Genomic DNA, 25,051 nt, shown 5'->3' with positions numbered 1-25,051 from the left:
GGCTAGAACTAAGCTTGGCTTTTGTTCTGTCCGTTATTTACTAATTCTTTGTTCTGAATAATTCTCTTGGAATTTTTCAGGGTTGCATTACTGTTTATTTGTCAAGGTACTTATAATTATGAGCCTTACTAGTTGCATAAGGCAACGCAGAAGGAGGGATTTGAACCCTCGCGCCGCTATTAACGACCTGCACCCTTTCCAGGGGTGTCTCTTCAACCACTTGAGTACTTCTGCAAAATAGTTGATCCACAATAATTATTATATTGCTGTATAGCAGCGTGTTCATAATTAAGCGGAGCGAAAGGGATTCGAACCCTTGTGGCGTTGCCGCCAAACGGTTTTCAAGACCGCCTCGTTATGACCGCTTCGATATCGCTCCGAGTGTCTTATTATTAAAATAAGATTCGCTCTGTGTGAGTGTCTGTGTCGCTCACCGCAGCGCAAGATATATACTACCAAAGCCCACCATACATGTCAAGCATGTTTTTCAAATTTTTTAAAAAAATTATATTTTCATCTTTTTTGAACGATTTTTGATTTAGGTTCTATATTGCCTTTTATGACGCAACCCGCGCCAATAACGCAATCGTCGCCGATTGTAGTACCTCTTAGAATAGTCACGTTGGCTCCAACCCAAACATTGTTTCCAATAACGATTTTACTTGAAATAAACTCTGCATCACCTATTTTTTTATAATTATGATCATGATCTACAACTACAAGATTGTTTCCAAACTTACAATTATCGCCTATCTTAATACTCTCAAGTGCAGTCAGACAGCAGCCTGTATTAAAAAAGCAATGGTTTCCGATCTCAAGGGTTCCATTTTGCGCAACAAGATAGAGATTTCCTCTATTCTGATTATAAGAGCCCATCTTGATAGAGCCATTCCCATATATTTCCGTATGAAGATGATCAAATGTCTGAATTGCTCCGGCACTAAATCTGCTGCCAAATCTTATTTTCCTTGCAGCAATCCCTAACATATTTTTAATATACAATACTGGTGAACGCATATCCTATCCCCGCTTTTTTCAACTCCATCAACAATACACAATATACTTCTGCAGTGTTTAAATGTATTACTTACAAGCAGCTTATTTCCCACTTATTCCGAGTATCTCATCATACACAGCTTCTAGCTTATCAAGATGAGCTTCAAATCCAAATTCATCTTTGGCAGTTTTATAGCTCTCTTCCGAAAGTTTCTTATAGACATCCGCATTATCAAGAATACAGCATATCCCATCAGCAATAGCCTCGCAGTCTCCAGGCTGAGCCAGATAACCATTTACTCCGTTATTTATGAGCTGTGGAATTCCGCCCACATAAGTAGAAACTACAGGAAGGCCGTAAGCCATAGCATCAAGGATAGCCATAGGCAGCCCCTCCTGATAGGACGGAAGCATAAACACAGCAGATTCCTGCAAAAGTCTGTCTTTCGCTTCATCCCGAACCCACCCCGGGAAAAGACATTTCTCTGATAGTCCCTTTTGCTCCAGCATTTCTTTTATCCTGTTCTCATCCTCTTTGGATCCGCTTCCCGCAAAGACAAACCTGACATCAGGACATTTTTTTACAGTATTCTCAACTATTCCTGCAAAATCATATCCGCCTTTACGCTGTCCGAGTTCTCCCAAAAAAAGCACCTGTTTCCCGAAAAATCTGCCATCACAAGCAGTCTCCACCTCATTTTGAGGCTGAGGCTTACAATAATTATTTATGACAGTCATTTTTTCTTTGGGTAAAAAAGCACTTAATCTTTCTCTCCATTCATCCGAAAGCACAATAACTTTCGTAAAACGCCCAAAAACTTCCTTTATGCGAGCTTTTTTCTTATCAGAAGCATTGACATAAAAAGTTTCGAAGTCAGCTCCATGACAGTGGTCGAGGACAGGAATACCTCTTTTACCCGCCATATAAATAAACGGCTGCATCCTGTAAAAGCTTCCTCCGAAAGAAGAATGAATATGCACAAGCTCCGGCTTAAATTCATCAAGGACTTTCCGAAATTCCCAATAAGCAAAAAGCGCTTTGAGTACCATTCTGACCTTTGAAGTATCACAATATGACTCAACATAGCGCATTTCGTAGTCTTTCTCTATTCTGCTGTTATAATATCCGTTAGTAACTGCTGCAATTCCGCCCTTAACATCTCTTTGCTGAACGATCATGCAGACTCTTCTCTTTATGTCCCCCATATCATCTATTCCTCAGAATTGCTTCTGCAGTAGGAATATCCTCCGGTGTTGTAATCTTAATATTTGTATATGAACCCTCTACAAGCTTGACTTTCTTGTCGGTAAAGTATTCGACAACCATCGCATCATCAGTTATATTGACGCCTTTGGCCATCAGATCTTCCTCCACGCGGTCAAGCTTTTGATAGAGTTCCAGTATCATCTTATAGGAAAAGACCTGTGGAGTCTGGATCATCCACGTATGAGCCCTGTCCGGAGTCTCCCTGGCAAAGCCCTCATCGTCAGAAATCTTGATCGTATCTTTTACCGGCATACCAACAACACAGGCTCCATGCTCCTTGACTGCACGCAAGGCTCTCATGATTATTTCATCATTAACAAACGGCCTTGCACCATCGTGAATGAAAGCATAGTCACAATCAGGAGCTGCTGCCATAAGCCCTCTTCTCACACTGTGATAACGGTACAAGCCACCCTCAACAATTGCTGTAACTTTATCGAAATGATACTTATCCACAATTTCATTTCGGACATATTCTTCATCGCCCCTTGAAACCACAAGGACAATGTCATCAATAATACTTTCCTCAAAAGCCTTTAAAGAGTAGTATATAAGCGGTTTCCCACCAATTTCCATATATTGCTTTTTAACATCCGACTTCATCCTGCTGCCGCTTCCGGCTGCAAGAACAATAGCAACGGTTTTCATGATAATTCCTCCAGGATTGCACTTCTAAAAATGCTTGTATTGCCCCACTTAGAAGGTTATACACTTAATTCATCATGCAATCATTTTATCCTCTTCCGTGGAACTTCCTCTCCCTGTCCCCAAGAGGAAGATTTGGAACAGCATTCATATCAAGCCCGAATCTCACACCTTTTTTGTACTCATAATATGCTGCAGCACCAATCATAGCCGCATTATCTGTACAAAGAACAGGTGACGGCCTATAGAATTTGATTTTATTTGCCGCACACTCTTTTTCCATGAGTTCACGGAGGCCTGAATTAGAGGCAACACCTCCCGCAATAGCAAGCTTATCATAGCCATATTCCTTACAGGCCTTGATCGCATGTCCGACAAGAACTTCAACTACCGCTTTTTGAAAAGAAGCAGCAACATCATTCTGGTCAAGCTCCTGTCCCTGCATTTTGGCCTGATTGATATAGTTAAGTACTGATGATTTTAATCCGCTAAAAGAAAAATCGTATTCCGCATCCGGGATCTGCGCCTGTGGAAAAGTAAATGCATCAGGATTTCCTTCTTTGGCAGCCTTATCAATCTTGGGGCCTCCTGGATATCCCAGGCCTATAGCCCTTGCGACCTTGTCAAAAGCTTCTCCTGCCGCATCATCTCTGGTCTGTCCGATGATCTCATATTCGCCATAATCTTTAACAACGACAAGATGTGAATGCCCGCCGGAAACAACAAGGCACACAAACGGAGGTTCAAGATCCTTGTTCTCAATAAAGTTAGCGCTGATATGGCCTTCAATGTGATGCACTCCGATAAGAGGCTTACCTGTAGCAAAAGAGATAGCCTTGGCCTCAGATACTCCTACCAAAAGAGCACCAACAAGCCCGGGCCCGTAGGTAACTGCTACAGCATCAATATCATCAAGAGTCTTACCTGCTTCCGAAAGAGCTGCCCTGATGCATCCATTCATCTTTTCAACATGTTTCCTTGATGCAATCTCCGGAACTACGCCGCCATAAATAGTGTGCAGAGCTATCTGTGAAGAAATGATATTTGACAAAACCTCTCTTCCATTTCTTACGACAGCAGCTGCAGTCTCATCACAAGAACTCTCTATAGCAAGAATTGTTACATCTTCATCATTCTTTTTATCTTTGTTCTGATCTTCTATAGCGTTTTCTTTATCCTTGATGGACATGAAAATAACGCCATCTTCTTCTACATTTTTATTGATTTCCATTCTATTCTTCCTCTGGTTTCACTGCCCAGCCAAATATCTTCCATTTGCCTTCATCATCTTTTCTCAAAATGAACTGGTAAATATAGTTGCTGCCTACAGTGCCATGCCTTAACAATATCTTACACTCGATCATCTGAGTCTTCTTGCCGTCAAGTTCCCTGATAACCGGATCTCTGGTAATAACAGTATAAAGAGGAATTGAATAATCCTCATCCCTCTTCTGCTTAACATCAAGCTTCATCACACCTTCAAAATTCGCATTCTGCGCAAGAAAATCCTCATCCATAAGGCCCCTGAGAACCTTAAGCATGTCATCCTCCTGCTTCTCCGTGTAAGTCTCTTTATACAGAACCTGCAAAATCTTGGTGTACAGCTCAACAACCTGTATTCCGTCTGATGGATATTTCTTATCCAGATCCGTCGTTGTAATTCCGTCAACAACGGTAAGCACATAGTCATCCCCGGTCTTGGGCTTTTTATTTCTGACAATCACCAAAAAGATGCCTCCAACAAAAATAGCACCAAGAAGGCATAATACAATTGATTTTATTATAGCTGACTTTGTACTTTCTTCCATTTCCCCTCTTTTCTGCCGTCAATCTTTCTTCCTCATCAAAAGACATAACGACATCACCCTCATAAAATCATTAGTCCTCAAATCTAAGTTCTACGCTTCTTCCATCCTTGGCTGCCTTGGTATTTGCAAATATCTTTCTGGTATCAGGCAAAAATTCTGATGGATTTACAAGTGACGGGCTGTAGTGAGTAAGCCACATCTCTTTTACCCCGGCATCCCTCGCCATTTTGGCAGCCTCATAAAACGTCATATGCTTATATTCTCTGGCCTTGGCCTGCTTATCAGGCTCGCCATACATTCCCTCGCAGATGAAAAGATCTGACTCTGCAGCGTTACGTACAATACTGTCTGTAGGTCTTGTATCAGTAGTATATGTGAGCTTAATACCCTTTCTAGCATCCCCAAGAACCATGTCAGGAGTAATTACCCTGCCATCATCAAGAGTATATGTTTCTCCCTTCTGAAGGCCATTCCAGTAACGTTTGTCGATTCCTGCAGCCATCGCAGCTTCAACATTAAATTTACCCTGTCTCTTAAGGCTCATGCTATAGCCATAACAGGTAATATTGTGATTAACCTTAAATGCAGTAACTGAAAAGCCAGGCATTCCCTCTATTTCAAAGGTTTCCTCATCCGTAGTCAGTTCTTTAAACTTAATTTCAAAAGGAAGTTCAGGTGCAATAACCCTGAGCGCATTAACTATTCTCTCAACTCCCTTGGGTCCAACTATCAAAAGAGGTTCCGTCCTCTCTGCATTTCCCATTGTAAGAAGCATTCCCGGCAAACCACTTACGTGATCAGCATGAAAATGAGTAAAGCAGATAACATCAATAGGCTTGGAGCTTAGCCCCTTCTTTTTCATTGCTATCTGGGTAGCTTCTCCACAGTCTATAAGTACACATTTTCCGTTGTATCTCACCATAAGTGAAGTGAGATATCGGTTTGGAAGCGGCATCATTCCGCCGGTTCCAAGTAAACAAACATCTATCATAAATCTTATTTTCCTTACTAATAAATCCTATTACTGTTCCTGTTCAAGACGCTTCCAATAAATCGCAGCATCCTCCTTGGGCTCGTCATAAAATCCCGGACGAATTCCTTCACTCTTAAAGCCAAGCCTCTCATAAAGTCTTATGGCATGCTCATTGCCGGCTCTAACTTCCAGTGTATAATCCTTGATGCCTATTCCTCTGCCTCTTTCAAGGAGTTGTTTGAGCATCTTGTAGCCAATTCCTTCTCCGCGACAATCTCTTGCAACTGAGACATTTGTAACTTCACCGTCTCCGGAAATATTCTGTACTCCGCACATTCCGACAACTCTTCCGGCTTTCTCAGCCACAAGATAAAAAGTGTCATCCCTTGTAAGCGCGTCAAGCAGCTGCTTGCCATTCCATGCCTCCTTGCCAAGGTTCTCTTTTTCCAAAAGAGCTGCATCATCAATATCCTCAGCAGTCATAGGCCTGATCCTGACAATTCCCGGAGTTTTACGCGATTCGAGCTTTCTCTTTTCCCTGTCTTCTGCTATCTTCCCGCTATCCTTCTCTTGAGCCTCTCTCTCAGCCTGGGATAATCTCAGGTACTCAGGAGCAAACTCGTCACCGGAAATCATGCGTCCCTGAGCCGCATACTGCATTGCGAGCGCCACAAGGGCTGCTCCACTCTGCCTGTTCTGATGCATAGGTGCAATAGAATACGGCACCTTGAGAAGTTTCTCAAGCTCATCGTGGTACGCCGGAATTCCGTCTCCCAAAAGGACTACAGGCTTACCTATTTCATTGATCCGTCCTACAATATCCTCTATTGATGTTGCAAACTGCTCATGAATAACCTGCATATCAAAGGTTCTCTCGAAGCTCTTTCCTTCAGGAGTATTGGGCACAAAGGTATAGAGCCCGGTATAGACTTGCTTCCTCTTAGCGTCCATCATAGGGCATATTATCTTCTCAACGCCATAGAGATTATATGCAATTGCGTCAACTGTAGGTATAGGAATGATCGGCTTATCAAGTGCAAGTGCAAGTCCCTTGGCCGTAGCACTTCCTATACGAAGCCCGGTAAAAGACCCCGGTCCCTTAGCCACAGCTATCGCATCGATGGTTGACAGGTCAAGATTGATCTTACTTCTGATGTCTTCCATCATAGGCATTAAAATCTCTGAATGTGTTGTTTTGTACTGGATTGAGAACTGGGAAACAAGCATATCGCCATCTGCAACAGCCACAGCTCCCACAAGTCCAGATGTATCAATTCCTAATATTTTCATACTCAACTCTTATCTATTATTTATTTCTTGGTCATGGTTATCAAACGATAGTCAAAACCTTTTTCCAGATTCTTCTCTATAACAATTTCAGTATAATGTTCAGGCAATAGCTCTTCTATAAGATTGGCCCACTCAACAAAGCAGATTCCATCTCCATAGAAATAGTCCTCATAGCCTATCTCATCCATCTCGCTTACATCACCAATTCTGTAGACATCAAAATGATAGAAAGGTATTCTGCCCTCATCATACACCTGTAATATCGTAAAAGTAGGGCTGCTGACAGGTCCCGTAATACCTAGTCCCTTCGCAACTCCCTGCGTCAGCACGGTTTTGCCGACACCAAGGTCACCAACAAGTGTATAAACCATTCCCGGTTGGGCGTTCTCTCCTATTCTTCTGCCTATTTCAAAGGTTTCCTGCGCGCTGAATGTCTCATGCTTAGTTACAATTTCCATACAAACCTCGCTAAAAAACTATTTTTCCACTTGTAGTATACCACAAAACACTATACTCTGACTTCTTATAAAAAAGGCGATGAAAAAGGCGCCCATCAAGGACGCCTTATCTGTAAGTCAAATATTCTAATTATCTCCCACTCTTGATTGCAGACTCAAGCTTCGTTGTTTGCTACCTTCTTGGGAACTGCCATCTGATCAGCCTTAAGGATTGGGCTGAGCTGCTTATATACAAGGAATGTGATGGCTGAATCCGCAACTCCTTTAACAAGGTTAAATGGTGCAACTGCAAACAAACAGAATGTAAATACATTTGAAATTGCAGGATTTATCGCTGCTCCCATTTGAATAAATGCATCAATGCCGCTTCCAAACATTATCGCATAAGCAGGAAGAAGGAAGAAAGCATTAAGTGTTGAGCCTACAATAGCAATTGTAAGTGTACCTACAAGGCAGCTGATAAGTGCAACCTTTCTGGTTTTCTTGAATCTGTAGATGATAGTTGCAGGAAGAATAAAGGCAGCACCAACAACAAAGTTAGCAATTTCACCAACAAATCCTGATGTTGTTCCCTGAATGATAATGTTAAGCGCTACCTTGATAAACTCGATCATAACACCAACCATCGGACCGGCAGCAAATCCACCGATAAGCGCTGGAATATCACTAAAATCAAACTTATAAAAAGATGGTGCAAATGGAAGCGGAAACTCCAGGAACATAAGAACAAATGCTATGGCAGAGAATACGCCGATAATGGCCACTCTCCTGATGCTGAACATTTCCTCGCTTCTTCCGGTTCTCTCTTTTTCCCTCTTGCTTGCAATCTTCTCAACAACTACTGTAATAGCAATAGCTCCTACAACCAGTAGGACAAGTGCCAGGAATGTACCAAGGTTTCCCCTGATCGTGTCAAATAGTGTCTGTGTTTCTTTCATTTTTTCTCCTTTTCTCCATCGGGTTTGGAATTCAAGGGAAAAGAAAAAGCTCCAAGTCTGCAATACCTAGACCCGGGGCTACCACAAAATAAATAATATTTCGCATTCTTCTCTCATCCAGACTCTACTGTCGGTTTTGGAATCGCACCAAATCAGCCACTTAAGTGGGTCGCGGACTATACCGCCGGTTGGGATTTTCACCCTGCCCCGAAGAATTATATTTTATATAATTTATATTATGCTTTTCCTACTCTACTTGTCAACACCAAAACGCTAAAATATAATATGAATTAAATTAGCGTGCTTTTTTGCGCGCAATAACGGAGCGAATATGAAAAAGATTTTTACCAAAGATCTACTTCCCGGCATGGTTCTTGCTTCAAAAGTAGTCACCGAAAATCTTAATATAATTTTAAATAAAGGAGCAGTCCTTGATGAGGCTGCGATTGCAAAGCTTACCTTCTATTCAATATATGAAGTAGAAGTTGAAGATGAAAGTATCTATTCAGATCCCGATGATCCGGAGTATGTCGGACTCACATCTTCTGAACGTCTTCGCAGATCACCTGAGTTCAAATCTTTTAAGCATGACTTCGAGCTTTGTGCACATAAATTCGAAAATGCGATGAAAGACATTGTTGCTGGCAACACCGCAATAGACACAGATTTGCTGTTAGCTCCCGTGTACAGTCTTCTTAAAAAGGGCAAGACCACTTCCGACGTATTTATTATGCTCAATAATCTTAGAGACTATGATGATGCCACTTACACACATTGCATCAATGTTGCTCTTTCATCTAATATTCTCGCTCAATGGCTCAGATGGAGCGATGAAGAAATTGAGACAGTCACATTATCAGGACTCTTTCACGATATTGGCAAAATATGTATACCGGAGGAAATAGTTACCAAGCCCGGAAAGCTAAATCCCGAAGAACTCGCAATAATGAGGACTCATCCTCAGAAAGGATATGATGCCATCAAAACTCTGGACATAAGTGTACATGTCAAAAATGCTGCTCTTATGCACCATGAAAGATGTGATGAATCCGGCTATCCCGCCAAATTAACAGCTCCTCAGATAGATAAATTTGCCAAGATTGTTGCAATTGCCGACGTGTATGATGCCATGACAAGTGCCAGATACTATCGCAAGGCAATGTGCCCTTTTATAGCGCTTCAGACTCTTGAGGATGAAGGTCTTCAGAAATACGATGCAGAAATGATCATCTGCTTTTTGCAAAACATTGTCAATACATATCTGCAGTCAACTGTAAGACTTAACACAGGCGAAATCGGAGAAATAGTTTTCATAAACAAGACTTTTCTTGCTAAACCGACAATCAAAATCAGCGATGATTACATTGACCTGAGTAAATGCCCAGGAGTTTATATTAAAGAATTATTGTAAGCTAAAAACCTGCTAACTGTCATATGACAATTAGCAGGTTTATTATTCTTTATTTATGCATGTTTCATTTTAAATTTCTGTTCGTCTCTGTCAGAATCAACCTTCTCGATAATACCACCAAGATCTCTAATCTTCTGATCAAAATCTTCATAGCCTCTCTCAATGTATTTGATATCTTCAACAGTAGAATAACCTTCTGCAGTAAGCGCCGCAATTACAAGTGCAGCTCCTGCTCTAAGGTCAGGTGCTGAAACTACAGCTCCTGTATATTTGTCCACACCCTCAATAATAGCAGTGCTACCTTCAACCTTGATACAAGCTCCCATTCTGGTAAGCTCATCTACGTATTTGAATCTATTCTCAAAAATACTCTCTGTTACAATACTGATACCACTTGCAAGTCCAAGTGCAACTGTAATCTGTGGCTGCATATCTGTCGGATATCCAGGATATGGAAGTGTCTTGACATGAGTATTCTGAAGTCGTCTGGTCGCCACTACTCTAACTGCATCATCTGACTCGTGAACCTGACATCCCATCTCAATAAGCTTGGCGCTGATTGATTCCAGATGCTTGGGGATAACATTCTTGACAGTTATATCTCCCTTGGTAGCAGCCGCTGCAAGCATAAAGGTTCCTGCCTCAATCTGATCGGGAATAATAGTATATTCCGTTCCATGAAGTCTCTCAACGCCCTTGATCCTGATAACATCAGTACCTGCGCCCTTAATATTGGCACCCATACTGTTGAGGAAGTTTGCAAAATCAACTACATGAGGCTCCTTGGCTGCATTCTCGATAATAGTCTTACCTTCTGCCATAGTAGCCGCCATCATAATGTTGATAGTAGCTCCAACACTCACTACATCAAGATAAATATGACTTCCAACAAGTGCATCAGCATGTGCATCAATAATGCCATGCTCAATATTAACTGTAGCTCCAAGAGCTGTGAATCCCTTAATATGCTGGTCAATAGGACGAAGTCCGATATTACATCCGCTTGGAAGAACAACTCCTGCCTGCTTGTATTTACCAAGAAATGCTCCAAGAAGATAATAAGATGCTCGAATCTTCTTGATGTAATCTTCGATTGTAAAATTGCGTACTGCAGAAGCATTGATCTTGACAGAATGTCTGTCTACTCTGTCTACATGTGCTCCGGTACTCGCTATAGCCTGAAGCATCGCGTTAGTATCTGACTCATCAGGCATATTATCTATATAGACGGTCTCATCAGTCATGGTAGCTGCTGCCAGAATAGCCAAAGCAGCATTTTTGGCGCCACCAATCTCCACTTCACCTACAAGTGGATTGCCGCCCTTTATTACATATTTTTCCATAAGCAACCTCTCTGTTGCATCCGTATCAATTTATAGTCAAACAAACATTAGTTATATCACAAACATATTCATTTGTAAAACTTGTTGCATTTACCCAATAAAAAGCATACAACTTATTTTGTTTTAATTCAAATAATTAAGCGGATTAACCTGTGATCCATTGATCAAAATTTCAAAGTGAAGGTGCGGTCCGGTTGAAACACCTGTGTTTCCGGACAAAGCAATCTTCTGTCCCTGTGAAACCTTCTGCCCAACAGAAACAAGGACTTTGGAAAGATGGCCATATCGTGTTTCTCTGCCATCTGCATGTCTGATATAAACACAGTATCCATATCCGCTTCCCCATCCGGCACGTGTTACAGTTCCGGAAGAAGATGCAACAACAGCTGTTCCGACAGGCGTAGCCCAATCGACACCCTTGTGGTAAGTACTTGCTCCCTTCTTTGGCGCACTTCTGCGTCCAAATCCCGAAGTCAGTCTTCCGCCGGAAATAGGCTTAATATATGTTGGAGGCACTATTGTTCCTTTTTCTACAATCTTAGGAACAGCAGGGTAAGTAACTTCCTCTTTTTCTATTTCTCTTGAAACTTCACTATTATCTGTGTAACTTACCAGCGCAACTACCTTACGATGACCTGCTGACGGTTCCTGTATAACCTTGGACTGAGTAGTATACCACGAATCATTATCGATATACTGAACTTCAGCTTCATAATCTTCCTCGTAGTAATCCTGTACAGTATACTCTACCGAAAGTTCAGGTTCAGGAACTGTGACAATAAGCTCATCTTCAGTACGGATTCTGGTAAACTCGTCGGTAAGAGACTCATTCATAGCTATAAGATCTGCAACAGTAAGATTATACTCAAGCGCGATTGAACTAAGAGTATCGCCTGATTTAACTTCATATATCTGATTGGTCTCTTTATCCTTGGTCACTTCATCGATAGCTGTAGATAGATCTGTGAGCTCTTCAGAAGGAAGATAGCTTTCTACTATCTCAACCTTGTCTGCAAAATCTATAGATTGAAGGCCAAGCTTGTAATCACTAAAGTCCTTGTCATAAGCAAGTGGTGTTGCTTCATTTACAATCTGAGAAATGGTTTCAAAAAAGCCTGCCTCAGGCATACTGGTCTGGGCCTGCTCCTCTTCTCTTTTAACTTCTTCCTTACTCTGAACAAGGGTAGTTAGAACATTAACCTCTCTGCCCGGATCCATTACAAGCTTAACATCATACTGATCCTCAGTATCGTAGTGAGAAAGAGCTGTCTCTAAGAGCTCCATTACCTCATCTATACTGGCAAGATTTACCGCAAACTCATTAATCTTAATGGAATAAGCTCTGTTGAGCGTGCTCTTCTTGTTATTATCAAGAACAGCCTTCATTCTGTCTGCTACAACATTTGGAGACTCAACAGTTCCCCAGATTACATTGCTGCCTTCGACCGAAATGTTGGATGTAGCAAGAGTCAGTTCATCTGTGCTGTCAGATATTGCCTTTCTGGCAATTCTAAGAGCACTATATGCATCATTTCTAGATTCTACAGTGCCAACCTCTGTGCCGTTCAATATGACCTTGAAAATGTTATTTCCACCCTTTTGATACTTAACCAGGCTTGGCATGAATAAAATCCACACAGCAATGATCACCAAGGATGAATGTAAAAACCATATTTTAATCTTGTTTCTAAAAACAGTATTACTCAAACCCATAAATCAAAAAATCTTTCTAACATAATATACGTATAAAAGCCGTTCTTTAGATGATACCAAGAAAACGGAGAATATTAAATACCAAATCTGCAATTACAAGAACCATGGTAATAATTGTTAGTGGTAAAAGTGCACTATTCTTAGTCTCTACAGATACCTGTAAAGTCTCAAGTCTATTCTGCAGATCCTTAATATCTTCCTTACTCTTATCCTGGCTCTTTTCAATAACAGCCTGAACATTTCTATATACCTGAACACCTACATCATGAATCTTGGTATCACTCTCTTCAAGTTTCTGCTTGTATGCTTTGTAATCTTCCTGCATCTCTTTGAGCTGATTCTTATAATCATCAGAATCATTTCTCATTTCTTCAAGAATAGCCTTGTATTCTACAGAAGCCTGCTTGATTTCTTCAAGCTGCTGCCTATAATGCTCAGCCTCCTGCTTGATTCGCTGCGCTTCTGCAGCCTCTGCCTGTGAATTGGCTCTGATGATATCCTGTGCGCTGATCTTCTCAGCAAGCTTGTTCATGAAGTTCTCCACTTTATTATTCCTCCCAGCAAAGCGCCTACGCGGCTTATTATTCAGTAATTTCCCCATTTCGCAGCGTGCGCAAAATTAGCAACAATGACATTGTACAGTTTTTATGCAATATTAACAAGTTTATAGCTACGTTTTATCGTTTATTGTACAATTTTACTATTCGTTCATTCTTTGTTCATAATTTGTTAATAATTAAATTGTATAGTATTTACATAGCCGAAAGCAATACGGCTACTGACAAACGAAAGATAGATTTTTTCATAATAGGGTAGGTGCGGGCGACTGTATCTACCCACTCCTCATTTTGTGACCCTTTTGAGTCAAGCGAATAAAATTCAAAAAGCAGATAGCAAACTTGTTTAGCTAGATGCTTTTTTATTTTATTCATTTGGCGAATAGCTCAAACGAGGAAATGCTCTGCATTTCCGAGTCTTGACTCAAAAAGGCCAATTCATTTTCTTACGCACTCAGCAGCAAGTGCTTCGCCCATTAATCTTCATTTCCCCTCAAGTGCCAGAATTTCCTCATTAAGAGACAGCATTCTCGCGTCGAGGCTTGCAACCATCTTGGCACATTCGTGCAGCTCAGAATTTATATGAGTCGGAGCTTTACCCTCAAACTTATATTGAATTTTATGCTCTAAAGATGCCCAGAAATCCATTGCAACAGTTCTGATCTGTATCTCAACCTTAACGTTAACAATCCTGTCGGACAGATATACCGGCAGAGAAACTATCATATGATAACTCCTGTATCCACTGGGCTTAGGGTTCATGATGTAGTCCTTGACTGTAAGGACCTGAATATCCTTCTGATTACTGATCATCTCAGCAATCTTGTAAATATCAGATGTAAATGAACATATGATTCTAACGCCTGCTATATCATTGACGTAGCGGACCATATTGCCGATAGTAGACTCGTAGCCATTTCTCTTGAGCTTTTTAACTATACTCTCAGGACTCTTGAGTCTTGCCTTGGTATGCTCGATCGGGTTATATTTATGTACCTCCTGAAATTCCTCGTTGAGAATCTCTATCTTGGTAGTAATCTGCTTGAGTGCAGAGTTATAAAGGAGGTTAACTTCCTCCCAGGTGTTAATATCATCAGAAATCTTTATATTGCTTCCTGCAAGATCCAGTTCCATAAATACCCCCGCTTGTAAAACAATTACTGTTTATCAATTCCAATATTCCTTGTTAAGACTACAAGCTCTGACAAAGCCCTTAGGCAGTTTCTTATAGTTTCTTCCCAGCTTGTAACCAACAAATCTGCAACCGCACATAATAATATAATGTGGGATCATATAAGCCTTGCCGATATGTCTGAAATGCTGAATAGTCTGAACCACCATCTTTTTGCCTTCTGATTCAGAACTGATTCCTCCAAATACTTCCGGGTGATCAGTCTGTGAAACTCCAAGATCAAAATTACGGTGAAACTGCTGTGCACATGAATAGTTATGTGAATGGATCACCCCGGCTTCCGGCACATAGCAAATAGCATATCCTCTCTGGCATGCATTTCCAGCATAAACCATGTCCTCATTAAAAATAGTCTTATGAGTAAACCCACCAATCTCGTTATATATATCACGTCTGTACATGGCACATACATTTGAGCAAAAGTAAGTCTTGATGCCAAGCTTTTCAACATCCTTCTGAGTCTTCTTCATGGGCTCATTCGGATAATTGAATTTTCTGGAATAACGTTCTGCAAGATTACAGTCAGTTTTGGGATACTGTCTTGCATAAGCTGCTGCCACATCGTCATCCAATGCCTTGATAAGACTTGAGATAAGCATCTTATCCTTGGGGAAGGCATCCTGAGTCATCATAAGGAAACAATCCGCATCAGATAATAAAACACCCTGATTTCTGGTCTCGCCATGGTCAAACTCCGCCTTAGTAACATGTTTGACTATGATATTGTCGTACTTATCCTGAGGATTTTCTTTGCTGGAAGTAATCAGATCTGTCCAGTATTTTTCCTCAGTATTCATTATAATGATATGCTCTGGTCTGACAGACTGTCTCTCCAGATCATCAATCAGCCTAAATACAGATATATCAGGTTTGTAGGTGGGAATAATTACATCTACAGTTTTCATACACACTCCAAAATTTAATTTATGAAAAAAGGAGCGAGGTCATATAAACCCAGCCCCTTTTATTTTATCAATTTTTGCAAAAAATTTCAGTTAATTAAGATAAGAACTTGTATCAGAATGAATTTTTTCACTGTACTTCTTAACATCATCAGAAACAGTATATTCTGAATCCTCGAAAAGGAACTGGTGAAGCCACTTAACATTAGACTCAAGATCTACAGCTACAACGCAGCTACCCTTCTTACCAATTGTTCCTGTTGCACGCATTGATTCCTCAGGGAATCCATTATTGTCAACAACTTCATAATTGGCAATATTCTTGAGAAGATCAAGAATCTCACTAAGATCAAGTGAAGTATAGGTCTCTCCAAATGCCTTGTTGGCAACAGTCTCAAGCTGTGAATAGCTCATGTTCTTGGCCTTGTCAAGACAAGCCATAAGTACTGTTCTCTGTCTCTCAGCACGTTTGAAGTCATCGCCTGCTGTATATCTGATACGGCAGTAAGCAGTAGCCTGAAGTCCGTTAAGAGTCTGAAGTCCTGCACTCTGAACAGGTGTGTAATCCATCTTGAGTTCCTGAGCCATAGTAGCCTGGTAGTTATTAAGATGAGATATCTCAGCATCTGTTACCTCGATTGGCACACCTCCAAGAGCATCAACTACATCTGTAAGTCCTCTGAATCCGATAGTGATAAAGTCTGCAATATCCATATCAAGGTTCATGTTGAGCATTGAAATAGCCTGCTCAGGACCGCCTTCTGCATAAGCCGCATTACACTTTGTGTACTCATCATTACTAAGGTTAAGATATGTATCACGATAAACTGAGCAAAGCTTAACTGCACCTGTATCATTGTTGATAGAAGCAATGATGATCGTATCTGTTCTGGTCTTCTTGGTAAGTTCTCCCTCACGTGAGTCAACGCCAAAGAGCGCTATGTTGGTATAGCCCTTCATCTCTTTGTTCTCTGCTACCGTCTCACTGATACTCTTATTGATCACTTCTTCATTCATGTTAACCTTACCAACCTTGGTAACGTCAACCTTGAAGAACACCTGGTATGCTACAAATAATAAAACGCATGCTACAGCAACTTCTGCTAAAACAAGAATAATTCCAAGCTTCTGATTCTTCTTTTTCCTGCCGCCTCTTGATCCGCCATTTCCTGAAGATCTTCCTGATCTTGATGAAGAATTTCTTCCAGAAGATGTTCTACCGGATGAGCTTCTCGATGAACCGTATGAAGCACTTCTGCTGCCTGATGCACTTCTTGATCCGTTTCTGCTACTTGAAGAGCTTCTTGATGATTCTGATGATCTTCTGCGAGCAGGTCTGTCATCATAATCATAGTCATCCTCGTAGTAGTCATCTCTGCGTCTACTGTCTCTACTATCTCTGTTGTCCCTGTATCTATCGTCTCTTGAACTTCTCTGAGATGGTCTTCTGTCATCTCTATCGTAGTACTCGTCGTCACGATTTCCCATTTAAAAATCCTCCCAACAAAAATAAATGTTGCTTGTATGACTTTCTAATAACACAGCCACCAAGCCTAGCCATAATTCATTTCCTAAAAAAGAAAAGGTGGTATGACAATTTCACACCACCTTACATTTTGCCACAACTATTCAAATTATACAAGAAATCTTTGACGACCGGTCAATAAGCATTTTTATTTACGAAGCCATATCTGATAGTTCCCAGTATTATCTTCATATCAAAAGTCATAGACCAGTTCTCTATATAATAAATATCATAGTCAATTCTCTTCCTGATCGAAGTATCGCCCCTGTATCCATTGATCTGTGCCCAGCCTGTAAGTCCGGGTCTTACCTGATGCTTGACCATATACCTTGGAATCTGTTCCTTGAACTTCTCAACAAACTGAGGTCTTTCAGGCCTCGGCCCTACAAGACTCATCTTGCCAAAGAAAATGTTAAAGAACTGAGGCATCTCATCGATACTTGTCTTTCTCAGAAGAGCTCCAACCTTTGTAACTCTAGGGTCATTCTTGGTTGTCCAGCCTTTCTTTTCCTCAGCTTCTGACTGAACCTTCATAGTCCTGAACTTGTACATCATAAATGGCTCGCCGTTAAGCCCTATCCTCTCCTGCTTGTAGATTATAGGTCCTTTACTGGTCGCCTTAACAGCAATAGCCGCAGCCAGCATAACCGGTGAAAAAAGAATGATTGCAAGAAGCGAACCAACTATATCAACCAGTCTCTTGGACATTCTGTTAAAGGAATTAGTGAGCGGCACATACCTGATATTGATAACAGGAAGTCCCTGAACATCCTCAGTATACGGATTACTCGGGAAAAGAGATGAATAATCCGGAATAAACTTGGTATGAACACCGGATTTCTCACACTGGGCAACGAGCTCTTCAAGCCTGTCGTAATCATTCAATGGAAGTGTGATAGTGATCTCATCATATCCTCCGTTTGCAAGATAATCGCCGAGCTGGTCTATCTTGCCGACAACCTTGACGCCGTGATAGCTGGTATCCACCGGCACAAAATCATCAAGAATACCCGCTACATCATATCCCCATTGAGGATTCTCAAGTATCCTGCTGATATATCCTTCCGCAGCCCTTGAATATCCAACCAGTAGAATATGCTTGATATTATAACCTTTTTTCCTGATATACCTGAGAAACTTACGAAGAAGACCATGTGCTATAGTCGTAACTATCACATTTATTATCGCAAAGATGGCGATCATGGTTCGCGAGAAGTCGTTCTGCTTGAGCATGAACAGTATTACGTAGAACCCGATCACACCCACAATATTAGCCTGAACTATATCAACAAATTCATCCCATAGCTTGAGCGCTCTTCGGGATGTATACAGATTTACAAGATAATACAGAAAAAGAAATCCGGGCACCAAAAAATACAGCGCAGAAAAGTAGGTCTCCATCGCAAGGTGACCAGCTGGATTTCTGTCGCCGATAAATGACTCGAACTTGATATAATATGACAACATGTAAGAACCGGCAACAAGCAGCCCGTCCACCACAACATGTGCCCTATTCAAATGTGTCTGGTTGTCTTTGATCATCTATATGCCCCAAGTCACAGGACTACTGAAGACGCCTCACGCAGTTAGCCCATAGTTCAAGCTGCAGCCAAAGGCTATTTACAATCTGTCTGCCGCCGAACCTGACTCTTTTATCTGAATTAGTAATAATCTTGGAAAATCCTTTAGAAAGGCCTCGTAAATGAGCCTTCCCCAACCCTTTTCTCACATAGAAAATATGCTTAATTATAACACCTGCCAGAAATAATGGAAGATTTATTATTATCTGGAGGGCATTCATGTTTTTATAGATAAAGTATAAGTTATTAGCTGCAGTTAATTCAACCTTAAATGCATTGTGCCTTGAACCACTGCTGCCGCTTCCAACATGATAGACTATCGCCCCCGGTTCCATCACATTGTCATACCCATATAATCTTGCCCTATAGCCTACATCAACATCTTCCAGATAGCAGAAGTGCGCTTCATCAAAGTATCCGATTTCCTCAAACACTTCTCTTCTGTACATGGCAGCACCTGCACAGGCGCTTGTTACATTTATTCTTCTGGAATACCTGGAATTGTCCTTATCCTTGGAAGGCGCAAAGGCCCAGCCAAGTGCGCAGTAATAGTCTCCTGCATCGTCAATAAGATGTGGTTCCTTTATCTGAAGCATCTTGGCCTGAACACTAAATACAGATTTCTTTTTATCAAGAACCTTCACAAGGGCTTCTATAACGCCCTCTTCGCATACAGTATCATTATTCAAAAGAAACACATATTTAGCTCCGGTCTCTTTAATGCCGACATTCACAGCATTTGCAAATCCTGTATTATCTGAAAGGCCTATTATCTGAACCTCCGGGAAATCTCTTTTAACTACAGAAATACTCCCATCAGAGGATCCATTATCCACCATGATAACTTTAAAGTCCTGAAATGACTGCTTTCTAAGACTTTTTAAGCAATCACCCAGATACTTTTGTCCGTTATAATTCGGAATTATGACCGCAACAGTTTCCATCAATCAATCCTCTGAACAGCCCTTGGGTCCCACACAACCCTATAGCCCTTTTTCCTAATTTCTTCACATAATCTATAGCTGAGTTCTACTATCTCTTCCTGGTTAAAAGAGATGAATCTGTCATCCGCAGCCTGCCAGGAAGCGTGCTTACCTGCCTCTTTACTCAACTTAGCTTGAGATAAGGCTTCATGAAACTTATCTTCATATTTGATACCGGTGACCTGCTCATAAAGTGGGATGAGCTCCGGTCTCACAGAAAGGCATCTGATATCAACCGCTGCACAATCCTGCTGAAGAACAGCCCTGTGCTGAATTCCGCCGCTATAGCCTTCAGGAAGATTAGCATACATCAATGTTTTATCCTTGGCATATGCCCCACCAACAATCCTGCCTCTTTTGCTGAGGATCTTACCTCCTATGCAGCCCACATCTCTCCTTCCGGCAAAGATATCAGGTACATAATTTATGCGGTAAAAGCCCAAGTGCTGCAACGGCTCAACCTCAGCACTTATACCATATCTTTTCATAAGATCCGCCAAGGCATTCTTGCCTGCTTCATAAGCGTAAGTCTTACTTGCAGGATTAGCTGCCGTAGAATTCTTATGACACCTCCAGTGGTACAAAACCTTTCCTATATGTACTATCTGCCCGGAGGCCATAGGCATTTCAAGAGTGGCCTCTGCTGTAGCTCTGAGGAATAAGTCAAAATCCTGAGCTCCGTCATATTTTGAGCGAAGCTTGAGACGCTTTATAACATCTGACCTCATCACAGTAAAATGGCAGATATAATTGTTGGACATGAGATAGTCCATATTAAAAGATGGCTTGGGATTATGCTCAAAATAGCTGTTTCTATCGCCATCATATTTATCTTCATCAGAATAGATCAGACGAACCGGACAGTCCTGATATCTTGATAATTTGTTCTGTTTCATACTCTTTCTGATAACACGCGACATTTCATAAAGAGCATCAGGTGTCAGAATATCATCGTGATCCAAAAGACCTATATAGTCTCCCTGAGCTTTCTCAAGCCCTCTGTTAGTATTCTCGGATATCCCATCATTCTTATCCAGATGATAGTACTTGATCCTCGGGTCCTCATCTGCATATTCCCTTGCAACATCTGAAGTGCCAAGTGAAGCATCAGCAAGAACCAGTTCCCAGTTTCCATAGGTCTGAGCTATAACAGAATCAATCATCTCCTTGAGATATTTCTCCGGAGTATTAAAAAGAGGAACTACTATACTAAATCTTACGCAGTTCCCCGCCTCAGCAAGGAGCTTGTACTCCCGCTTCTGTTCCTGAAGCACCTCTTCAGAAAGAGGTACATAATCATATTTATCTTTAATGTTGTCTGAAACACGTTCAAGGGCAGCAAAAAATGCGGCCCTTGTACCATTGCGTTTCTGATATGCAATTGTCTTGCGGACCGCATTTCTTATACCCATAAATATTCCTCGCTTAATAAGCTATTATTCTCAGCCAATTACAGCCTTTACAGCATCTGTAAGTTCTTTCTGAAGCTTGTCAGCATCCTCAAGTCCTGTTCCCTTAACGCCCATGTAGAACTTGATCTTAGGCTCTGTTCCTGAAGGTCTTGCGCAGCACCATGCATCGTTATCAAGAGCAAAGTACAGAACGTTTGATGTAGGAAGCCCTGTCTGTCCTTCCTTGCCGGTAGCCATATCAAGAGTCTTGCCTGTCTTGTAATCTCTGAACTCCACTACCTTGAATGAACCAAATTCCTTAGGAGGATTGCTGCGAAGTCTGTCCATAAGTGCGGCGATCTGTTCAGCACCCTCTTTGCCCTTCATAGTGATTGAATACTGGCCTTCCTTGTAATAGCCGTACTCCTCGTACATGTCGATCATGGCATCCCATACGCTCTTGCCCTGCTTCTTGTAGAAAGCAGCAAGCTCGCACAGCATCATAACTGCAACAACAGCATCCTTATCTCTTGCATGTGTTCCTGCAAGACATCCATAAGACTCCTCAAGACCAAATACATAGTTGTGAGACTGGCCATTCTGCTCAAACAGCTTGATCTGCTCACCGATGTACTTAAATCCTGTAAGTACTTCGATATAATGAAGGCCATATTTCTCAGCAACGACTCTGGCCATGTTTGTAGTAACAATAGTTGTAACAAATGCAGGATTAGCCGGCATTGTGCCTGTAGCCTGTCTCTCACGAAGAATATAATCTCCGATGAGCATTCCTGACATATTACCTGTAAATGCTACATATTCGCCTGTCTTGTTATCTTTAGCATAGATACCAAGTCTGTCAGCATCAGGATCTGTAGCAAGAACGATATCAGCATCCTTCTCCTTGGCAAGCTTAAGAGCAAGTTCGAAAGCCTTAGGATCCTCAGGGTTAGGATATGCAAGTGTTGTAAACTCAGGATCAGGAAGCTCCTGCTCAGGAACTACGAATACATTCTTAAAGCCAAGCTCTTTGAGAACACGTCTGACAGGAAGGTTACCTGTTCCATGGAATGGTGAATAAACGATTGTAAACTTATCAGCCATCTCATCGATAACATCCTTGTGGATGATCTGCTTCTTGAGCTCAACCATATACTTATCATCGATTTCTTCGCCAAAGGATACATAAAGTCCTGCTGCAATAGCATCTTCCTTGGACATAGTCTTAACATCATGGTAATCAGTAATTGCCATTACCTCTGAAATGATTCCTGTATCATGAGGTGGTGTGATCTGAGCGCCATCCTCCCAGTATACCTTGTATCCGTTGTACTCAGGCGGATTATGAGAAGCAGTGATCATTACACCTGCAATACATCCAAACTCTCTGAGTGCAAAAGAAAGCTCCGGTGTAGGACGAAGAATATCACTTACATATGCCTTGATTCCGTTAGCTGCAAGGCAAAGTGCTGTCTCATCGGCAAATTCAGGAGAAAACTTTCTGCAGTCAAAAGAAATAGCAACACCTCTCTTTGCTGCGTCAGCACCACCATTTTTCTTGATATAGTTAGCAAGACCCTGTGAAGCCTTACGAACTGTGTATTTATTCATTCTGTTAGTACCTGCTCCGATAACACCACGAAGTCCGCCGGTACCAAACTCAAGCTCTCTGTAAAATCTATCCTCTACTTCTGCCTCATCATTTCTGATAGAAAGAAGTTCCTGCTTGGTCTCCTCATCAAAATATGAATCACCAAGCCAGTATTCAAGCTGTTTCTTAGCATCACTCATTATTTTATCCTCCTCGTTATTTAAGATATCTGTAATCAAATATACACTGATATCATTTTCCTATATTCATTTCCCATACAAGATGATGCAGATGTCAAAATTATGTTTTGACATCTATATCATAAGATAGATTATATCATATATACAGGCCATTTATCAGTAACCCTTCACCGGTACTTGGCCTGTCCTGATAACACTTATAACTCTTATCCCCATATTTTACTGAGTTCTGAGGCTTGAGTATCCCTCAACATTCAGTGAGAAATCGCTGCGGTCAAGTGAGAAGTTCGGGTTGTAATATGGGTCTCCCTTATCCAGAACCTCTTTCCATTTGCTCCTGAAGTGCTCTGACTCTTTTTCATAGCGCTCCGCGTTCTTACCTTCCAGATCAAGTCCTCTTGAAAGTGACTCATAATGGAACAATTCAGCAAATGGTGTAAAGACATTAAGATAGCCTTTTTCTCTAAGCTTCAAGCAGAAGTCAACGTCATTTAGGCTTACAGCAAAGCCCTCATCAAGGCCTCCTACTTCATCGTACTTGGCACGGCTGATCATAAGACAGGCTCCTGTAACAGCACTCACATCCTGAGCGTAGCACAGTCTTCCCATGTATCCTAAGTTCATTCCTGCCTGTCCATAATGAGAATGTCCTGCAGTGCGATGAGCACCCAGCTTGAGAACAACACCTGCATGCTGGATCTTGCGGTCAGGGAAGTAAAGCTTACCGCCGACAGCGCCTACATCAGCCCTCTGAGCGTACATGAGTAGTTCTTCCATCCAGTTAACTGTAATAACCTGTGTGTCATTATTAAGGAGAATAATATACTCTCCGTCACTATGCTGAACACCGTAATTAACTACAGCAGAATAGTTAAATGGCGGTTTAGAACCATCCGCATTTAAGTGTGCACCATTTTCATAGAAATCAACGACTTTGACGATGTCCTTGAGCGAGCCGGTCTTAAGCTCCTCATAATAACCTTTGATCTCTGAGCCGGTGCTGCCGTTTTCTACAACAATGATCTCATAATTGTCATAGACAGACTTCTCATAAATTGAGCTTATGCATCTCCTTAGGTCTTCTGCATGTTCACAATTAGGGATCACAATTGAAATCTTGGGTGTTCCCATAACTTCATAGGTGATCTTAAAGATCGTCTCAAAAGCTCTTGTGCTGGTAATCTTGAAGTGATCATATCCATGGCGCCTCAAATGATCAGCAACTGCACCTTTGGCTGCATCTATCGCATAAGGCTTGGCATTGATATCGGAAGCCACGCTTCCTGCATGAGATCTCCAATAGTACAAAAGCTTAGGCACGTGAACAATATGCTCAGCCCTGTCTGTAAGCCTCAGTATCATGTCATGATCCTGGCTGCCATCAAACTTGGTCCTAAAGAGCTCTGTACCATCTAAAAGAGTTCTCTTAAATACACTGAAATGGCAGATATAATTATTTGCCCTTAAATTATCAATTGCATAGTCAGGCTTAAAATGCATTGTGATCATCTTGTTGATGTCATCACCCTTGAAGGTAGTCTCATCGCAGTAGATATAATCTGCATTTTCCTCATTTATTGCCTTAACATACCAGTACAGAACCTCTGGATGAAGAATATCATCATGATCGAAAAGACCTATATACTCACCCTCTGCCATTTCAAGACAATGGTTGGTATTTCCAGATATACCTTCATTCTTCTCAAGCTTCATGTAACAGATTCTTCCGCCATTTCTGAAACTTTTTTCTTTTTCCTGATATTCCCTGACAATCCTGCTGACAAGCTCAATATGCTCAGCATCTGAGCCATCTGCCAGGCACAACTGCCAGTTTGAATAAGTCTGAGCTATTACAGACTCTATCATGTCACGCAGAAACTTCTCAGGTGTGTTATAAAGAGGAACCAAAATAGAAATCAGCGGCATTTTCTCAAATACAGCACTTTCCTGAGCCTTCCTCGTCTCTTCACTTGGAAAACTCTCAGTTCCATAATGAGTCATAGCTTTTTTCTCAATCTGCTTGTACTTGATCTTGGCTACAACTCCGCGAAGAGATCCCTGGTTTCTCACTCTGTCTCTCTGTCTTATAACCCAGTGCATCGCATTTCTGGCAGGAGTACTTGCCTTCCAGATTGGGTTATTCTTGATCCTGTCCAGTTTAAACTGCAGTTCCTGATTCTTATCCTCAAGCTCTGCAATCCTCTCAGCCAAATCTGCGCTCTTTAGTTTTTCACGCTCATAGGCTGACTTATAATCCATTTCACTCATTACTTATAAAAACTCCTGAA

Annotated in this window: 21 protein-coding genes, 2 tRNA genes and 1 riboswitch; of the genes, 1 reads left to right on the top strand and 22 read right to left on the bottom strand. The window is 41.4% G+C overall.

Annotated elements, in window-relative coordinates; genetic code table 11:
• Nucleotides 1-145 precede the first annotated feature (145 nt).
• The 11 genes from BPR_RS02930 to BPR_RS02880 all read right to left on the bottom strand — a co-directional run bounded on the left by BPR_RS02930 (nt 146) and on the right by BPR_RS02880 (nt 8,375).
• Nucleotides 146-234, bottom strand: a tRNA-Ser gene (locus tag BPR_RS02930).
• A 59-nt stretch (nt 235-293) separates the two neighbouring features.
• A tRNA-Ser gene (locus BPR_RS02925) sits at nt 294-379 on the bottom strand.
• Between the two features lie 134 nt (nt 380-513).
• Nucleotides 514-987, bottom strand: coding sequence for an acyltransferase (locus BPR_RS02920; protein WP_042257468.1), 474 nt, complete (start codon nt 985-987; stop codon nt 514-516).
• 111 nt (nt 988-1,098) lie between these two features.
• Nucleotides 1,099-2,202 carry a glycosyltransferase family 4 protein gene (locus tag BPR_RS02915; RefSeq protein WP_013279975.1) on the bottom strand — a complete coding sequence of 368 codons (1,104 nt, stop codon included), beginning with the start codon at nt 2,200-2,202 and terminating at the stop codon, nt 1,099-1,101.
• Nucleotide 2,203: 1 nt separating this feature from the next.
• The gene (gene ispD / locus BPR_RS02910; protein ID WP_013279974.1) at nt 2,204-2,911 is read right to left on the bottom strand and encodes a 2-C-methyl-D-erythritol 4-phosphate cytidylyltransferase; all 708 of its coding nucleotides are present in this window, start codon (nt 2,909-2,911) and stop codon (nt 2,204-2,206) included.
• A gap of 85 nt (nt 2,912-2,996) precedes the next feature.
• Entirely contained in the window at nt 2,997-4,097 is a 1,101-nt protein-coding gene (gene tsaD, locus BPR_RS02905) for a tRNA (adenosine(37)-N6)-threonylcarbamoyltransferase complex transferase subunit TsaD (RefSeq protein WP_042257465.1), read from the bottom strand.
• Between the two features lie 43 nt (nt 4,098-4,140).
• The gene (locus BPR_RS02900; RefSeq protein ID WP_013279972.1) at nt 4,141-4,716 is read right to left on the bottom strand and encodes a DUF6715 family protein; all 576 of its coding nucleotides are present in this window, start codon (nt 4,714-4,716) and stop codon (nt 4,141-4,143) included.
• A 70-nt stretch (nt 4,717-4,786) separates the two neighbouring features.
• Complete coding sequence (locus BPR_RS02895; protein WP_013279971.1) at nt 4,787-5,707, bottom strand: ribonuclease Z; 921 nt, start codon at nt 5,705-5,707, stop codon at nt 4,787-4,789.
• A gap of 30 nt (nt 5,708-5,737) precedes the next feature.
• Entirely contained in the window at nt 5,738-6,979 is a 1,242-nt protein-coding gene (locus BPR_RS20935; protein ID WP_013279970.1) for a bifunctional tRNA (adenosine(37)-N6)-threonylcarbamoyltransferase complex dimerization subunit type 1 TsaB/ribosomal protein alanine acetyltransferase RimI, read from the bottom strand.
• Between the two features lie 20 nt (nt 6,980-6,999).
• Nucleotides 7,000-7,437: a tRNA (adenosine(37)-N6)-threonylcarbamoyltransferase complex ATPase subunit type 1 TsaE gene (gene tsaE / locus BPR_RS02885; RefSeq protein WP_013279969.1), complete on the bottom strand. Its 438-nt coding sequence runs from the start codon at nt 7,435-7,437 to the stop codon at nt 7,000-7,002.
• 155 nt (nt 7,438-7,592) lie between these two features.
• Complete coding sequence (locus BPR_RS02880; RefSeq protein ID WP_013279968.1) at nt 7,593-8,375, bottom strand: ECF transporter S component; 783 nt, start codon at nt 8,373-8,375, stop codon at nt 7,593-7,595.
• Nucleotides 8,376-8,476: 101 nt separating this feature from the next.
• Nucleotides 8,477-8,594: riboswitch (FMN riboswitch) on the bottom strand.
• A 112-nt stretch (nt 8,595-8,706) separates the two neighbouring features.
• On the opposite strand from BPR_RS02880, the gene BPR_RS02875 reads away from it, so the two are divergent.
• Nucleotides 8,707-9,786: an HD-GYP domain-containing protein gene (locus BPR_RS02875; protein WP_013279967.1), complete on the top strand. Its 1,080-nt coding sequence runs from the start codon at nt 8,707-8,709 to the stop codon at nt 9,784-9,786.
• Between the two features lie 53 nt (nt 9,787-9,839).
• Here the strand turns inward: BPR_RS02875 and BPR_RS02870 are convergent, their stop codons facing one another.
• The 11 genes from BPR_RS02870 to BPR_RS02820 all read right to left on the bottom strand — a co-directional run bounded on the left by BPR_RS02870 (nt 9,840) and on the right by BPR_RS02820 (nt 25,031).
• A complete protein-coding gene (locus tag BPR_RS02870) occupies nt 9,840-11,129 on the bottom strand; it encodes a UDP-N-acetylglucosamine 1-carboxyvinyltransferase (protein WP_013279966.1) in 1,290 nt (429 codons plus the stop codon).
• A 123-nt stretch (nt 11,130-11,252) separates the two neighbouring features.
• A complete protein-coding gene (locus tag BPR_RS02865) occupies nt 11,253-12,842 on the bottom strand; it encodes a M23 family metallopeptidase (protein WP_013279965.1) in 1,590 nt (529 codons plus the stop codon).
• 46 nt (nt 12,843-12,888) lie between these two features.
• The gene (locus BPR_RS02860) at nt 12,889-13,386 is read right to left on the bottom strand and encodes a hypothetical protein (protein ID WP_143754258.1); all 498 of its coding nucleotides are present in this window, start codon (nt 13,384-13,386) and stop codon (nt 12,889-12,891) included.
• 496 nt (nt 13,387-13,882) lie between these two features.
• Nucleotides 13,883-14,533: a GTP pyrophosphokinase gene (locus BPR_RS02855; RefSeq protein ID WP_013279963.1), complete on the bottom strand. Its 651-nt coding sequence runs from the start codon at nt 14,531-14,533 to the stop codon at nt 13,883-13,885.
• A 33-nt stretch (nt 14,534-14,566) separates the two neighbouring features.
• On the bottom strand, nt 14,567-15,496 hold the full coding sequence (locus BPR_RS02850) for a glycosyltransferase family 2 protein (protein WP_013279962.1): 930 nt from the start codon (nt 15,494-15,496) through the stop codon (nt 14,567-14,569).
• Nucleotides 15,497-15,586: 90 nt separating this feature from the next.
• Nucleotides 15,587-16,981 (bottom strand): LCP family protein, encoded by a 1,395-nt coding sequence (locus tag BPR_RS02845; protein ID WP_013279961.1) that lies wholly within the window; start codon nt 16,979-16,981, stop codon nt 15,587-15,589.
• Between the two features lie 172 nt (nt 16,982-17,153).
• Nucleotides 17,154-18,560, bottom strand: a complete 1,407-nt coding sequence (locus tag BPR_RS02840) for an undecaprenyl-phosphate glucose phosphotransferase (protein WP_013279960.1) — start codon at nt 18,558-18,560, stop codon at nt 17,154-17,156.
• A 22-nt stretch (nt 18,561-18,582) separates the two neighbouring features.
• Nucleotides 18,583-19,542, bottom strand: a complete 960-nt coding sequence (locus BPR_RS02835) for a glycosyltransferase family 2 protein (RefSeq protein WP_042256415.1) — start codon at nt 19,540-19,542, stop codon at nt 18,583-18,585.
• Nucleotides 19,542-20,993 (bottom strand): glycosyltransferase, encoded by a 1,452-nt coding sequence (locus BPR_RS02830; protein WP_013279958.1) that lies wholly within the window; start codon nt 20,991-20,993, stop codon nt 19,542-19,544. Before BPR_RS02830 ends, BPR_RS02835 begins: the two co-directional genes overlap by 1 nt.
• Before the next feature lie 30 nt (nt 20,994-21,023).
• Entirely contained in the window at nt 21,024-22,763 is a 1,740-nt protein-coding gene (locus tag BPR_RS02825) for a phospho-sugar mutase (RefSeq protein ID WP_034475636.1), read from the bottom strand.
• Between the two features lie 219 nt (nt 22,764-22,982).
• Nucleotides 22,983-25,031: a glycosyltransferase family 2 protein gene (locus BPR_RS02820; protein WP_013279956.1), complete on the bottom strand. Its 2,049-nt coding sequence runs from the start codon at nt 25,029-25,031 to the stop codon at nt 22,983-22,985.
• Nucleotides 25,032-25,051 lie beyond the last annotated feature (20 nt).

Origin of the sequence: Butyrivibrio proteoclasticus B316, assembly GCF_000145035.1 — a bacterium.
Taxonomy (GTDB): domain Bacteria; phylum Bacillota; class Clostridia; order Lachnospirales; family Lachnospiraceae; genus Butyrivibrio; species Butyrivibrio proteoclasticus.
The sequence above is the reverse complement of the archived record's forward strand: the minus strand, read 5'-3'. Positions and strand labels throughout refer to the sequence as shown.